The organism is Streptomyces sp. 1331.2, from assembly GCF_900199205.1.
Taxonomy (GTDB): domain Bacteria; phylum Actinomycetota; class Actinomycetes; order Streptomycetales; family Streptomycetaceae; genus Kitasatospora.
Map to the genome: position 1 here is coordinate 1,437,557 of NZ_OBMJ01000001.1, position 14,456 is coordinate 1,452,012.

Genomic DNA, 14,456 nt, shown 5'->3' on the forward strand with positions numbered 1-14,456 from the left:
GGACATCCTCTCCGACCAGCAAGATTAGGCTAGCCTAACCTAACACAATTGTTCGTCCACGCCGAGAGCTCGTGCGAAGCCGACTCGCCCCCGAAAACGCAACAGCCGCCCACCCCGTGAACGGGATGGGCGGCCGCGGACTCGTCCTCACTTCGGTGCTTCAGACCGGCGGACGCACCTCAGCTGGACGAGCCGCCATCGGCAAGCAACTCCGCCGAAGCGACCAGCACCTGTGCGAACGCGTCGACCGCTGCCTGGTCGAGGCGTTCGGTCGCGGCGGCGAGCAACGCGTCCCACCCCAGATGGAGCTCGTACGCCAGCAGATGTCCCTCACGGCGTGACGCCGGGCTGAAGCCGAGCAGCGAATCCAGTGCGGGAGCAGGAAACACGGCGGGCGCCTCGAAGACCGCTCGCTCCACCGCACCCGGGCCGAACCAGCTCTGACCGAGCAACAGCCCCGGATCCACCAACCGCCCGAACCCCTCGCACCAGACGGCCACCTGGCCGACTAGCTCTCCGTCCCCGGTGGCCACCGGCGGCAGCTGCCACTCGGGCAGGTCCAGCGCCTCGCCGTCGGCCCGCAGCACGCGCACCGTCACGGGCACCAGCCGGCTCTTCTCCCCCAGGGAGCGCAGCGCCGCAGCGAACGCCGAGGCGAGGAAGAGGGACGAGGGTGCCTCCTGCCCGCCCAGGTGGTAGGCGGTGGCCCCGAGCAGGCCGTAGAGCCGGTGTGCGTCCTCCGGCGCCACCCGGGCGAGCGCCACGGCGTCGCGCCACGCGAAGTCGGACATCCGGTGCGGCCCGCCGACGCCCGACGGGGGCGGCGGGACGAGCCGCGGCCCGCCGCAAGCGCCGTCCTCGCCGGGATCGTCCACGAAGCCCTGCGCCTCGATCTCCAGGTAGCGGCGTGCGGTGAGCGCCAGCGGCACATTTCCCTGGCCGGCGGCCTCGAACAGCTCCAGGCTCTCCCGCATCAGGACCCCGCACTCCGCCGGGCCCTCCGCGTGCCCCACCAGGTGCCGGGTCAGGGCGAGGATCGCTCGCCGGTGGACGATGGGCGCCAGTGCATCGGGCCCGGCGTCGGTGTGCGCCTTCAGCAGGGCCTCGGCCCGGTCGATCACCGACTCCGCCGCCTGCAGGATCCACGCCTCGACCGGCTGCCCCGCGTCGTGCCTGGCCTGACTCCCGACCATCAGGGCGTGGGCCGACTCGACCATCTGGTCGGTGTGGTGGCGCAGGACGGTGACCGCCACCCGTTCGGCCGGCTCCGGGATCCTGGCGGTCACGGCGAGCGCTTCCTCCAGCCGGCCCGTGGATGCACGGACGATGGCCTCCAGGAACTGCAACTGCACGCTCGCCACAGCCTCCCGCGGAGCGTCCTCCTTGGCCCGCTCGATGACCAGGGCCGCGTCCTCCCAGTTCTGGATCCAGATCAGCACCTGCGCCTGTTCCAACCGGACCCGCAGGACCGCCTCCGCCGACACGTCCAGCCGCCTCAGCGCGTCCTCGATCCGAACGTTGGCCAGGGCGACGCCGGAGAAGCGGTCCAGCGCCACGGCTGCGCGCATGTCGGCCGCGTACGCCAGCAGCAGGTGCTCCACGCCGTCCGCATCGAGCGTGCCCACGCCCTCCAGCAACTGCCAGCCGGTCCGCGCCGCGTCGGCGGCCTCCTCGAACCGGGTCTGGTTCAGGAAGCACTGGGCCAGGGCGGCGGTCGTCGCGGCCCGCCGGTAGACGGGGTCGTCCACCACGCCCTCGTCCGCCTGCTCGATCACCTCCAGCGCCTCGCGCTGCAGCCCCTCGCTGCGCACCAGGTCGCCGTGCACGTTCATGATCGCCCCTGCGACATTGCTGAGCACCGCGACGGTGTCGCTGTCCGCGAAGCCGCTGCTCCGCACCTGGCGCGCCACGTGGACGGCGTGCTCGATCAGCTTGGCGGCCTCGGACCACGACTCGTGCTTCTGGCAGTCCCGCAGCCCCGTCACCAGCTTCCGCTGGAACCGGTGCAGCATCATGTCCACCGCCTCGCCGTCCAGCAGGGCCCGGACGATCTCCTGGACGATGCGGTGGATCGCCAGCACGCCGTCCCGAGGGTCCACCAGCGAGAACCTGCGCAGCTCGGCCACCGCGCCGTAGACGGCCGATCCGCCCGGCAGGTCCAGGGTCGCGAGGTGGAGCGGGATGAAGTCCGGAGCGAGCAGTGCACAGCGGGCCAGCACCTCGCCCGCGAGGTGGCGCCCCGACGCCTCGGGCGAACTCAGTGCCTGGGCGAGCACCTTCCGTACGCTCAGGGCGACGGCCGCCGTCAGCGTCACACCGTGGCGGTAGTCCAGCGGGACGAAACCCGGTTCGTCGAGCAACCGGGCCCTGAACCGGGCGAGTTCCGCGAGGTAGACGTCGACCGGGCACTGGGTCGCCGCGATGTAGCCGGTGGCCTGGGCGATCGCGAGCGGGATGCCCTCCACCGCGTCGACCAGCGCGGCGACCTCGGTTCCGGTCGCCGCCTGCAGCCGCTCCCCGGCCCAGGCCGCGGCCTCGGCGGCGGTCATCCGCTCCACCACCAGCCCGCCCTCGGCGGCCGCCCAGGCCGAGTCCCGGGTGGTGATCAGCACGTGCGCGCCGTCGCAGTCCGGCAGCAGGCCGTTCAACTGCTCCCGACCGGCGACGTTGTCGTAGACGAGCAGGACCCTGGAGCGCAGGTGCGCCAGTCGTAGGCCGATCCGGGCGACGATCTCCGTCTCGTCGGCCGAGCCGGTCTCCTGCTCGTCCTCGGCGAGCAGGCGGCGGTAGGCGGCGAGGACGTCCTCCCGGGTGTCGGAGGGGATCCACCAGACGAACTCGTAGGCGCCCCGGGAGCGGTGGGCGTACAGCCGCGCGATGCTCGACTTGCCGATGCCGCCGAGCCCGGACATCACGACCCGAACCGCTCCGTCGTCGGGGTCCTGCCCGAACGGCCCGAGTTCCCCGGACACCCCGGACGACCCGGACGACCCGAACTTCCCTTCCAACGCGGCGAGTTCCCGTTCACGGCCGCGCACGCCCGCGGCCGAGGGGACGTCACGGAACAGCGCGCGTCCCCCAGCCGCCGGCCCGCCGGCCCCGGCTCGGGGCGCGGCCCGGCGCCCCCGGACGAGCCAGGGAAGCTCGTCCAGCCGGATCGTGCGCCGGTCGAGGCGGTGGTCCCCGGAGTACTGGAACAGCTTCACGAACAGAGCCTCGACGGTGCTGTCGACCTCGGCCGCCGCCAGCGGGACGGCGGACAGCCGCAGCAGTTCCAGCCGCGCCTGGTCGAGGATCTGCTCCCACGGGCCGGTCCGGGTCAGGATCTCCAGCCGTCGGAGCAGCGCGTGGTCCTCGGGCACGAGGGTGACCGAGGACGGCACCAGACCCCGGCACTCCGCCAGCCACCGCGCCGGATCCGGTACGGCGCGGGCCCGTTCCGCGACCTCCCGCAGGGCCTTCCCGGAGGAGTGCACCGGCGCGTCCGAGAGGAACCGCAGCACCGCCGACCCGTCGGGGTCCGCCGCTCCCCACCGGCGGGCGAGCCTGAGCAGTTCCCCGCCCGACCACGTGCCCGGCTCGACCCGCGTCTTGGCCTGGGCGAGCAACAGCGGCCGGCCCTCGGCGTCACGGACCTCGAAGTCGATCGCCTCGTCCGCCCCTTCCACCCGGAAGGTGTCGGCCTCCGGGTACTGCTCCGGAACGCGGATCAACTGCAACAGGGCGCACGCCGTCTGGAACCCCATGCCGCGCGCTGTATCGGTCCCGCCCATGTACCACCGCCCCCTTCAGGTCACGCACAGCATGGCAGGTCTCACCGACAGTCGCCCCGAGCCGCAGCGGGGACAGCGTCGGTCGAGGCCGCCGGCTGTCCGCCCGGCCGAGCGCCCAACTGCCCAACCGTGAGGCTGGGTCACGGGACGGCAGGGTCACGGCGTGGCGGCGGGGGCCTTCGGTGCCGGGGAGAGGCCTGCGCAGCCGCGCAGGCCGTCGCGGCGCTTGAGGGCGGCCTCGGCGGTGGCGCCGGTGACGGGCTCCGGGATGCCCTTGTCGTCGATGGCGGCCGGGGCGAAGGCCTCGCCGGTGACCTTGCCGTCGGCGGTGAGGGTGAGGGTGGTGACGCCGGTGTCGTTGGAGTTCGGGTAGTCGGAGGTGCCGTACCAGAGGAAGTTGCCGAAGCCGTAGCCGACGTAGGTGTTGCCGAGCATGCCCGAGCCGACCATGGTGTGCGCGTGCGTGCCGACCACGGCGGTCGCGCCGGCGGTGGCGAGCTTCTTGGCGATGGTGGTCTGTGCGGCGGTCGGGCAGGCCTTGCCCTCCTCGCCCCAGTGCAGGTAGACGAGGACGACCGGGGCCTGCTGCTTCGCCGTCTCCACCGCCTTGACCAGCGCCGGGACGTCCAGCGCCGAGGCGATGCCCGGCTTGTTCGCGCCCGCCCGCCACTTCTGGTTGGTGAGGTCCTCGACCTGGCTGGCGGCGACCACGGCGACCTTCACCCCGCGCACGGTGGTGACGTACGGGGCGTACGCCTCCTTGGCGTTGCGCCCGACGCCGACGACCGGGATCGGCGAGGAGTCCTTGGCGGCGAGGGTGTCGGTGAGGCCGTCGGCGCCGAAGTCGACCGCGTGGTTGTTGGCCATCGAGACGACGTCGACGCCCGACTCCTTGAGCACCGAGAGCGCCTTGGGCGCGGTGCGGAAGGTGTACAGCTTGGGCTCGGGGGCGCCGCGCCCGGTGATCGCGGTCTCCAGGTTGAGGACGGAGAGGTCGGCGTCGGCGAGGGTGGCGGAGATCGGGCCGAGGGCCGGCTCGGGCGACTGGACGGCCAGCCGGGCCTCGGTGCGGCCCTCGAAGTGGACGTCACCGGCGAAGGCGACGGTGACGGTGCCGTCGGGCCGGGGAGCGGCCTTCTTGCTCGGGGCCGTGCCGGTGGAGGGGGTGCCCGGGGTGGCGGCGGCGGAGGTCGGCGCCGGGATCGGGGCGGGCGCGGCGCCGGCCGGGGCCGGATCGGGGTCGTCGGGGCCGCAGGCGGTGACGGCGGTCAGTCCGACGAGCAGGGCGACGGTGGCCGCGGCACGGCGCATGAGTGGTTCCCCCGAGGACAGTGCAAGAACGGTCAGCCTACGCCACCGGATCACCACACTTCGGGCCCGGACCCGCAACATTCCGGACACGGAACGGCACCGGCGGCCCCTCCCCTGGCCCACCCGTCCCAATCTCCCCGCCCGACCCGGCCGCCGTGTCCCTGGCGCGGCGGCCGGGAGCGCGCGCAGCGTGGTGGTACGGGGAACCCGTGGGGAACCCGTCCCGTGCCGGGGTCCGGAGGTGTGACGTGATGGGCAGCAGCAATGCGGGCAGCGGGTCGAACGCGGCCAGCGGGTCGGCAGACGCCCCGGGTGGCATTCCGACCGCCGAACCGGCCGGCAGCCCGGAGGGCGCCCGGCGCTCCCCCGGCCCGGAGCGCCGGATCGTGGTCGGCATCGACGGCTCCGCGCCCTCGAAGGCCGCCCTGCGCTGGGCGGTCGGACAGGCCGTCCTGACCGGGGCGGCGGTGCACGCGGTGGCGGCCTGGGAGTACCCGTCGCTGTACGGCTGGTTCGCGCCGATGGTGGACGACGGCTTCGAGCAGACCGCCCGCCGCACGCTGAGCGCCGAGATCAACGAGGTCCTGGGCCCGGAGCGCCCGGTGGAGGTCCGGGAGAGCCTGGTGCTCGGCCACGCCGCCGACGTGCTGCTGGAGGCCGCCGAGGACGCGGACCTGCTGGTGCTGGGCAGCCGCGGCCGGGGCACCTTCGCCCGGACGCTGCTGGGCTCGGTCAGCGCCCGCTGCGCGGTGCACGGGAGTTGCCCGGTGGTGATCGTCCGCTCCGACGGGACGGCCACCGCACCGCACCGGCCCACGGCTTCGCCGGCCACGGCTGCGGCGGACGAGGCTGCGAAGGCGGCCGGGGCAGCCGGCGCGGCCGAACCGGTGGTCCGCACCAAGGACTGGCAGCTCAGCCTGCACGTGGTCGAGGACCGGGACACCACCCGGGTGCACGCCGTCCTGGACGCCGACGGCACCGTGCTGCACAGCGACGCCCGCTCCCGCCGCAACCCCCGCGACACCCCGGCCCCGCAGGTCGGCGACGAGTTCGCGGTCGGCCGCGCCCTGGTGGACCTCGGCCACCAGCTGCTGCGCGCCGGCATGCACGACGCCACCGACCGTACGGACGAGTGAGCAGCGCCCGGCCGGGTACGCCATGCTGAACCGCGACGCCGTCCCGACCGGAGGAGCCGCATCCCGCCCATGGACACCACCCCCGGCCCCCAGCCCGCCCAGGACCCCGGCCCCGTCCCCGACGTCGGGCCTGACTCGGATGCCGCCCCGACCCCGGACGCCGCCCCCGGTTTCACCGCCGCCGAGCGCGCCCGGGGCCGGGCGCTGCGCCGGGAGCAGCTGCCGTGGGTGCTGGGCGCCCGGCTGGCGGGCCTGGCGCTGACCGTACTGCTCGGTTTCACCCCCGTCGGCGCCGCGCTGGTCACCGCCACCGGCCGCTGGTTCGGCGGCTCCCGGACCGCCACCGTCCTGGCCGGCGCGGCGGCCCTGCTGGTTCTCGGGCAGGCGCTGCAGTTGCCGTTCGGCGCCCGGGTGCGGGCCGTCCGAGCCCGGTACGGGCTGGTGACCCAGGGGTGGGCCGGCTGGGCGCTGGACGCGCTGCGCGGCCTCGTGCTGACCCTGGGCCTGGTGCTGCCGCTCGTCCTTGGGCTGTTCGCGCTGACCGCCTGGTCGCCGCAGCGCTGGTGGCTGCCGGCGTCGGGTGCGGCGGCTCTGCTGACGGCCGCCCTCTCCTTCCTCTACCCCCTGCTGGTCGAGCCGGTGTTCAACCGCTTCGCCCCGATGCCGCCGGGCGAGCTGCGCAGCGCGCTGCTGGCGCTGGCCGAGCGGGACGGCGTCCGGGTGCGGGAGGTCCTGGTGGCGGACGCCTCGCGCCGCACCACCGCGCTCAACGCGTACGTCTCCGGGCTGGGCGCGACGCGCCGGATCGTCGCGTACGACACGCTGCTGACCACCGCCGAGCCGCGCGAGGTGGAGCTGGTGGTCGCGCACGAGCTGGGCCACGTCAAGCACCGGGACGTGCCGGTCGGCACCGCGCTGGGCGCGGTCGGGGCGGCCGTGGCGGTGGCCGTGCTCGGGCTGCTGGCCGCCTGGCGGCCGCTGCTGGACGCCGCCGGGGCGACGGACGCGGCGGATCCCCGGGCGCTGCCGCTGCTGGCGGCGCTCGGCGCGCTGCTGGGCGCGCTGTCGGGGCCGGCGCAGTGCGCGGTGAGCCGCCGGATCGAGGCCAGGGCGGACCGGCACGCACTCGAACTGACCGGGGACGTCGAGCAGTTCGTGGCGATGCAGCGCAGACTGGCACTGGCGAACGTCTCCGATGTCGACCCGCCGAGGGTGCTTGAGCTACTGTTCGCCACTCACCCGAGTGCGACCCGCCGGATCGCCGCCGCCCGCGCCTGGCAGGCCGCCCGGTCCGCGCAGGCTCCGGGGGCCGGACCGGCGCCGGAGCGCCGCGCGACCCGCCCCGGCAAATCCGTTGTATAGTGCAACAAATCTCGGAGAGATAGGAACGCCGTGCCCGGCCGCCAGTCGTCCATCGACACCATCCAGCGCGAACTGACCGCCTTCGCCCGCCGAGCCCGGCACAAGGCCTCCCAGCTGCACCCCGACCTGTCCCTGGTCACCTACAGCATCCTCGACCTGCTCACCGAGCGCGGCGGCTGCCGGGCCGCCGACGTGGCCGCGCACTTCATGCTCGACAAGTCCACCGTCAGCCGCCAGGTCACCGCCCTGGAAAAGCTCGGCCTGCTGGCCCGCGAGGCCGACCCGGACGACCAGCGCGGCCAGATCCTGCGCGCCACCGAGGCCGGACTGGCCCTGCTGCGGGACGCCAACGAGCAGCGCCGGCTGGCCTTCACCGAGCGCTTCACCGACTGGTCCGACGAGGACGTCGCCCGCTTCGCCGCCTACCTGGCCCGCTACGGCGAAGAAGGCTGAACCGCGAGACGGCCGAACCGGCGAGGACGGCCGAACGGGAGAAGCGCCGAACGGGCGGAACACCGAACCGGGGCCGCCCGCCGAGTCCTCGGGGTGCGCCCCGGCGCCCCCACGGTGTACAGAGGAGAGGTGCCCCTCCGGCAGCGTCCCCGTGCGCCGCGCCCGCAACACGCGCCGCACTCCCCCGGCCCCCGCCGCGCCCGGCGTCCCGACCGCCGGGTGCTGATGGTGCTCACGCTCGCGCTGATCGCGGCGATCACCGTCGTCGACATCCTGTCCCCGCCGGACATCCACCTCGGTCCGCTGCTGATCGTCGCCCCCGCCCTGACCGCCTCCTTCGCCGGCCCGCGGGCCACCGCCGGGGTCGCCCTGCTCGCGCTCGCCGCGCTGACCGTCATCGGCCTCACCCGGGACGGCCTCACCACCGCCAACCACCAGACCCAGCTCGGCGCGCAGCTCGCCGTCTCCGCACTGATCGTCGGCCTGCGGGTGCTGCGCCAGCGGCACGAACGCGAACTGGCCCGGGTCCGGTCGGTGTCCGAGGCCGCCCAGCGGGTCCTGCTGCGCCCGCTGCCGGAGCTGATCGGGCCGCTGCACCTGGCCTCCGTCTACCTGGCCGCCGAGGCCGAGGCGCAGGTCGGCGGCGACCTGTACGCGGCCGCCCGCACCGCCACCGGTACCCGGCTGCTGGTCGGCGACGTGCGCGGCAAGGGCCTGTCCTCGCTCGGAGACGCCGCCCTGCTGCTCGGCGCCTTCCGCGCCGCCGCCCACCTGCACGCCGAGCTGCCCGACCTGGCCGCCTACCTGGACGGCAGCGTCAGCTGGGACCTCGCCCAGCTCGCCGAACAGTCCCGGCAGGCACGGCAGGCACGAGAGGCCCGACAGGCACGAGAGGCCCGGCAGGCAAGGCTTTCCCGGCCGGCCGGGCAGCCGCGGCGTGCCCGGCCCCGCCCACCCGCCGGAGACTTCCCCGACGAGAGCGGTGAGGCCGGCGAGTCCTTCATCACCGCCGTCCTGCTCGACATCCCCGACGACGGCTCGCCGGTCCGCCTGATCGACTGCGGCCACCCGCCCCCGCTGCTGCTGCGCCCCGAGGGCGTCAGCACCCTCGCCGCCCACCGGCCCGCCCCACCGCTGGGGCTCGGCGAGCTCGCCCCGGTGCGGTACGAGGTGGAGACCTTCCCGTTCCGCCCCGGCGACCGGCTGCTCATCTACACCGACGGCGTGATCGAGGCCCGGGACGCCCAGCGGCGCTTCTACCCGCTCATCGAACGCGTCACCGCCTGGCGCGCCGACCGCCCCACCGCCCTGCTCCACCGTCTCCGCCGCGACCTGCTCGCCCACGTCGGCGGCCGGCTGGACGACGACGCGGCCATGGTCGTGGTCGAACGGCTCCCGGACGACGGACCGTCCGGGAGCCCCCGTTCCTGAACCGGTGCTCGCCGGCGCCCTACGGCTTGTACGGCAGCTGCGGCACGTCGAAGCAGTTCGCCGCCATCGAGGGCACCTGCGTGACCCAGCCACCCTGCCCGCCCTGGGCACCCGGGGCCGAGTCCTGCCAGCGGGCGGCGTTCAGGCAGGCGCGGGTCGGGCCGGCGGGCGGCGGCTGCGGGACGAAGGAGGCGGGCAGGATCAGCCCGTGCGCGTCGTAGGGCTCGGCACGGTTCATGAAGGCCTCGACGCAGGACCGGGTCGGCGCGGCGCCGCAGGAGTCCAGCGCGTCCGCCAGCCACTGCGCCCCCGCCCAGCCCTCCAGCTCCCAGGCGGACAACTGCCCGGCCCGGTCCGGGTAGTAGCGGGCCATCGCGGTCCGGAAGTCGCGCACCGCCGGGTACTGCTGGTCCTCGTAGTTCAGGCTCGACGAGGTCGCCCAGAGCGCGTTGCGGCAGTTCGGCGAGGAGGCGTAGTCGGTGCGCACCGACTCCGACCAGTTCTGCACGTTGGTGACCTTCGCCGCCACCGTCACCCCGGCCTCGTCCAGCGCCCGGCACAGCGCCGCGTTGCCCCGGGTGTCCATGGCGTCGAACAGCAGCTGCGAGCCGTCGGCGTGCACGGCCGCGGCCACGGCCTGGAAGTTCGGCAGCGCGAAGTCCACCGTCTGGAGCAGCACCCGGTAGCCCTCGGCCTCCAGTCCGGCCTTCAGCTGACCGGCGTAGCGGGCCGAGTCGGCCTGGTTGTACGCCACCACGGCGGCGCTGCCCGCGCCCAGGTGCTGCTTGAAGAAACGGAACACCTCGGTGCTCTGGTAGAGCGTCCCGTTCCAGCCGACCGCCCGCCCGTCGCGCGGCGCAGCGCTGCCGTAGATCCCGTACAGGTGCGGCCACCGGTCGTACGCCGTGCCGATCGGCTGGCCGCCGATGTCCGGCACCGCCTTGCCGCTCACGTACGAGGCGCCCGCGTAGTCCAGGACGCTGCCGCTGACGAAGGCGAAGACGTGCGCCTGGTCGACCAGGCGGTGCACGCAGTCCTGGTTGCCGACACCGCTGCCGCCGTCGTCGCAGGTCACCAGGCGGACGGTGCGACCGTGCAGGCCGCCGCGGTCGTTGAGGGCCTGGAAGAACGCCTGGGCCCCGTACCGCGGGCCGCTGAACACCTCGCTGCCGACCGGGCTGGTGAGGGAGGTGACGACGCCGATCCGGATCTCGGTGGCGGTGACGCCGGTGTCGGAGGCGGGGTTGGTGGTCCCGCTGCCGGTGGCACCGGGGCCGGCACTGCCGGTCGGGGCGGCGGGCGGGGACGAGCGGGCGGAGAAGGCGGCCCCGGGCAGGCGAGTGCCGCAGCCGGAGAGCGAGAGCGCCGCGAGGACCGGCAGGGAGGTCAGCAGCAGGGCCAGGGCCGCCGCCGGGACGCGACCGGGCCGCCGGCGCGCGAACGCGTCGGCGGCCCGGTGCCGCGGTGGGGCCATCGGCCGCACCGGTCAGCTGCAGCCGGGGATCGGGGTGCCGCTGGCGCCGCCGGCCTGGGTCAGCAGGCCGCACAGGGTCGAACGGGACACCTTCCAGGTGCCGTTCTCCAGGACGGCCTGGCCGGACGCGCTCGGCTCGACCACGGTGCCCTGGAGGGAGAGCGAGTAGGTGACGGCCGCGTCGGAGGCGTCGGTGAACGCGACGTCACTCACCTTCGCCTGCACCTGGCCGACCCGCGGGTCCTGCGAGAAGCCCTGCAGCACCGGGAGCAGCATGTCGCCGCCCTGGAGCAGCTTCGCCTTGTCCGGGATGGGGGTGTTGGGGTCGAAGAACTTCTCCCAGTTGGTGGTGATCTCCGCCTTCGCGGCGGCCGGGTCGGCGGGGGCGGTGCCGGTCGGGGTGGCGCCGGCGCTCGGGGTGGCGCTGGCGCTCGCGCTCGCCGGGGAGGAGGCCGAGGAGCCGGACTTGCTGCTGCTGCACGCGGCCACCGTGCCCGCCAGCGTCAGGACGAGCAGCGCACTCGCCGTCCGCAGGGCCCGGCCGCCGCCCGTGCGGGTGCCGCTTCGCGTCACGTGCATGGTGTTCCCTCTCGACTGCGCCGCCCGGGCCGGTCGCTCGGTGTCCCGGATGCTGTTCCAGGCTGATCCTGGAAACGTCACAAGTGACACCATGAAGGCGGATCCATGGACGAATCGCAATCCGGCGGAGAAATCACCCGTAACGCCCCGAAGGGTTCCTCCTTCCGGGGCGGCGCGTTCCGGGGCCGGTTCGCCCGGGGCGGCCCGTTTCGGGGTGCGCGGGAGTGGGCGGGCTGGCTCCTCCTGGCGGCCGGGGCCGTGCTGTGCGTGCTCGGCTGGTACGGGGTCTCCGGAGAGCGCTTCGTCGAGCAGCAGATCCCGTACCTGGCGTCGTCCACCATCCCGGGCGCGGCGCTGATCGTGTCCGGAACCGTCCTGTTCGCCCTGCGACCGCCCTCTCCGCCGGAGCACGAGGACCTGACCGACCGCCGGGTGGAGCGCCTGTACGACCTGCTGGTCGAACCGGATACGGACCCGGGCCCTGGGCCGGACACCGGCGCCGGCCTCGGGCCTGATCCTCCCGATTCACCCGGCCCGCCCGGTCTGGGCGCCAGACTGTGGCTGGCCGTCCCCGGGGGCCTCCGCTACCACCGACCGGACTGCCCGCTGGTCATCGGCAAGGCTCGGGCCGAACCGGTCAACTCGGACGCCGTCCGCACCCGGGGCCTGACGCCCTGCCCGCTCTGCTCCCCACCCGCCGCCGACGCCGCCGACGCCGCCGACGCCGGTCCCGACCCCGCCACCCGTCCGGGCGAACCCGCCCCGCCGAGCGGCTGAGCAGCCATGAACTCCCTCCTCCTCACCGCAGCCTCCCTCGGCTCCTCGGGCTCCCCCGGCGCCCCCGGCTCGCTCGGCCTCACCGTCGACCTCGCCCTCGCCGGACTCACCGTCGGCAGCGCCGCCGCGCTCAGCGGCATCGGCCTGGTCGTCTGCCACCGCGCCACCGGGGTGCTCAACATCGCCCAAGGCGCCCAGGCCATGGCCGTCGCCTACCTGCTGCGCGACCTCGTCGTGGTGCGGCACTGGCCGGTCTGGCCCGCCGTCGCCTGCTGCCTGCTCGTCGTCGCCCCCGCCCTCGGCGCACTGCTCGACGTCCTCGTCTACCGGCCACTGCAGCGGCGCGGCGCCGGACCGGCCGAGACCACGGTCGCCGGGCTCGGCGTGTTCGTCCTGCTCATCGGCGTCGTCGTCCTGCTCTGGGGCGCGGCGCCACTGGCCGGCGCCCCCTCCCCGCTCGGCGGCGCCCCGATCCGGCTGCCCGGCGGACACAGCCTGCGCCCCGACACCGTCGCCCAGCTCGCCGCGATCCTCGTCCTCGGCGTCACCGTCCTCGTCGTCACCCGGTGGACCCGCTTCGGCCTCCGGCTGCGGGCCGTCGTCGACGACCGCCGCCTCGCTGTCCTCGCCGGCGTCGACGCCGACCGGGTCTCCGCCATCGGCTGGGCTTTCGGCACTTTCACCGCCGGACTCGTCGGCATCGCCCTCGCCCCGTACCTGCTGCTCGACCCGTACGGACTTCCGCTCCTGGTGATGGAGACGATGGCCGTCGCGGTCGCCGCCCGGCTGCGCAGCATCCCGGTTGCCATCGCCACCGGGCTCGGCCTCGGCATCGCCCAGGCGGAGCTCACCCGGCTGCGCCCGTCCGGGCAACTGCTGCCACTGGTCGAGGCCGTGCAGTCCAACCTGTTCGTGGTCGCCCTGCTCGCCACCGCGCTCCTCGCCGGGCCGCGCATCACCGGCGAGCGGGACGAGACCGCCCCGCTGCCCGTCCGCACGGGCCGGGTCGGCAACCGTGGCGGGCACGGTACGGGAGCCGGGCACGGTACGAGAGCCGGGCAGGGTACGGGAGCCGGGCGCGGACGCCTGGCGGGGGCCGTCTGCCTGGTACTGCTCCTGCTGCCGCTCGGCTTCCAGGGCAACGACCTGCGCAGTGCCCTGCTCGTCCCGGCGCTCGCGCTCGTGCTGCTGTCCATCGTCGTGGTCACCGGCTACGGCGGGCAGATCTCGCTCGGCCAGGCCGGGTACGCGGGACTCGGCGCACTCGGGACCGCGCTCCTGATGTCCGGCCGCATCCCCGGCATCCCGCCACTGCCCGCCGTACCCGCGCTGCTGATCGCCGTCCTCGTCACCGCCCCGCTCGGACTGCTCACCGGTTGGCCCGCGATCCGCCGACGCGGGCTCGCCCTCGCCCTGGTCACCTTCGCGGTCGGAACGGCGATGAGCCGCTTCGTCTTCCAGCAGCCGTACGCCACCACCGGGCTCGTCCTCGACCGTCCGTCGTTCCTGGCCGGCGACCGCGCCTTCTACCTCGCCGAACTCCTCCTCCTCGGCGTCGGCCTGCTCGCCGTCCGGCGCCTGCACCGGGGCCGCCTCGGCCGGGCACTGACCGCCATGCGGGACCACGAACCCGGCGCGGTCGCGGCCGGCGTGGACGTCCCCGGCCTGAAACTCCTCGCCTTCGTCACGGGCGCGGCCCTCGCCGCACTCGGCGGCGGCCTGATGGGCCTCGCCGGACGCGCCTTCGACCCTGCCGCCTTCGACCCGGTACGCGGCTTGCTCTGGTTCGCGGCCGTCGTCGTCGCCGGAGCCGACAACGCCCTCGCCGCCGTCCTGGCCGCCGCCCTCCTCATCGGCCTCGACGCCGGCAGCGTCGCCGGCGTCTCCGCCGTCGCCGTCGGCGTCCTCGCCGCCGCCATCGGCCGCCTCCCCGGCGGCTTCGCCGCCCTCCGCCTCCCCCAACGCCACCCACCCGCCGCCCTACCCCCTGCCCACCTCACTCCGACAGGCCGCCGCGTCCGCGAGACCATCACGTCCCGGCAGGCGCAACCATGAGCACCGCTCATGACCCATCCGAGTGGATCCCACCGCAGCGCAGCGAGCCCAACTACACGCGGACCATCAGGAAGCGGAATCGCGATGAGCGGCACTCATCACCCA

The 14,456-nt window shown here is 74.8% G+C and carries 10 protein-coding genes; 6 read left to right on the top strand and 4 right to left on the bottom strand.

Annotated features, from left to right (window positions below):
• Positions 1–179 precede the first annotated feature (179 nt).
• Together CRP52_RS06135 and CRP52_RS06140 are read right to left on the bottom strand one after the other, a co-directional pair.
• On the bottom strand, positions 180–3,746 hold the full coding sequence (locus tag CRP52_RS06135) for an NB-ARC domain-containing protein (RefSeq protein ID WP_257032314.1): 3,567 nt from the start codon (positions 3,744–3,746) through the stop codon (positions 180–182).
• 183 nt (positions 3,747–3,929) lie between these two features.
• Complete coding sequence (locus tag CRP52_RS06140) at positions 3,930–5,084, bottom strand: CapA family protein (protein WP_097235461.1); 1,155 nt, start codon at positions 5,082–5,084, stop codon at positions 3,930–3,932.
• 251 nt (positions 5,085–5,335) lie between these two features.
• Here CRP52_RS06140 and CRP52_RS40375 point away from each other — a divergent pair, with 251 nt between their 5' ends.
• The 4 genes from CRP52_RS40375 to CRP52_RS06160 all read left to right on the top strand — a co-directional run bounded on the left by CRP52_RS40375 (position 5,336) and on the right by CRP52_RS06160 (position 9,466).
• The gene (locus CRP52_RS40375) at positions 5,336–6,220 is read left to right on the top strand and encodes a universal stress protein (RefSeq protein WP_179852694.1); all 885 of its coding nucleotides are present in this window, start codon (positions 5,336–5,338) and stop codon (positions 6,218–6,220) included.
• Positions 6,221–6,289: 69 nt separating this feature from the next.
• The gene (locus tag CRP52_RS06150; protein ID WP_097235462.1) at positions 6,290–7,582 is read left to right on the top strand and encodes a M48 family metalloprotease; all 1,293 of its coding nucleotides are present in this window, start codon (positions 6,290–6,292) and stop codon (positions 7,580–7,582) included.
• A gap of 30 nt (positions 7,583–7,612) precedes the next feature.
• Positions 7,613–8,035 carry a MarR family winged helix-turn-helix transcriptional regulator gene (locus CRP52_RS06155; protein ID WP_097235463.1) on the top strand — a complete coding sequence of 141 codons (423 nt, stop codon included), beginning with the start codon at positions 7,613–7,615 and terminating at the stop codon, positions 8,033–8,035.
• 225 nt (positions 8,036–8,260) lie between these two features.
• On the top strand, positions 8,261–9,466 hold the full coding sequence (locus tag CRP52_RS06160; RefSeq protein ID WP_097239877.1) for a PP2C family protein-serine/threonine phosphatase: 1,206 nt from the start codon (positions 8,261–8,263) through the stop codon (positions 9,464–9,466).
• A gap of 19 nt (positions 9,467–9,485) precedes the next feature.
• Here CRP52_RS06160 and CRP52_RS06165 read toward each other — a convergent pair whose 3' ends face one another.
• On the bottom strand, positions 9,486–10,940 hold the full coding sequence (locus CRP52_RS06165) for an ABC transporter substrate-binding protein (protein WP_097235464.1): 1,455 nt from the start codon (positions 10,938–10,940) through the stop codon (positions 9,486–9,488).
• Positions 10,941–10,952: 12 nt separating this feature from the next.
• On the bottom strand, positions 10,953–11,519 hold the full coding sequence (locus CRP52_RS06170; RefSeq protein ID WP_097235465.1) for a hypothetical protein: 567 nt from the start codon (positions 11,517–11,519) through the stop codon (positions 10,953–10,955).
• 105 nt (positions 11,520–11,624) lie between these two features.
• On the opposite strand from CRP52_RS06170, the gene CRP52_RS06175 reads away from it, so the two are divergent.
• Together CRP52_RS06175 and CRP52_RS41020 are read left to right on the top strand one after the other, a co-directional pair.
• Complete coding sequence (locus tag CRP52_RS06175) at positions 11,625–12,296, top strand: hypothetical protein (protein ID WP_306458842.1); 672 nt, start codon at positions 11,625–11,627, stop codon at positions 12,294–12,296.
• Positions 12,297–12,302: 6 nt separating this feature from the next.
• A complete protein-coding gene (locus tag CRP52_RS41020) occupies positions 12,303–14,351 on the top strand; it encodes a branched-chain amino acid ABC transporter permease (RefSeq protein WP_179852695.1) in 2,049 nt (682 codons plus the stop codon).
• Positions 14,352–14,456: the final 105 nt, after the last annotated feature.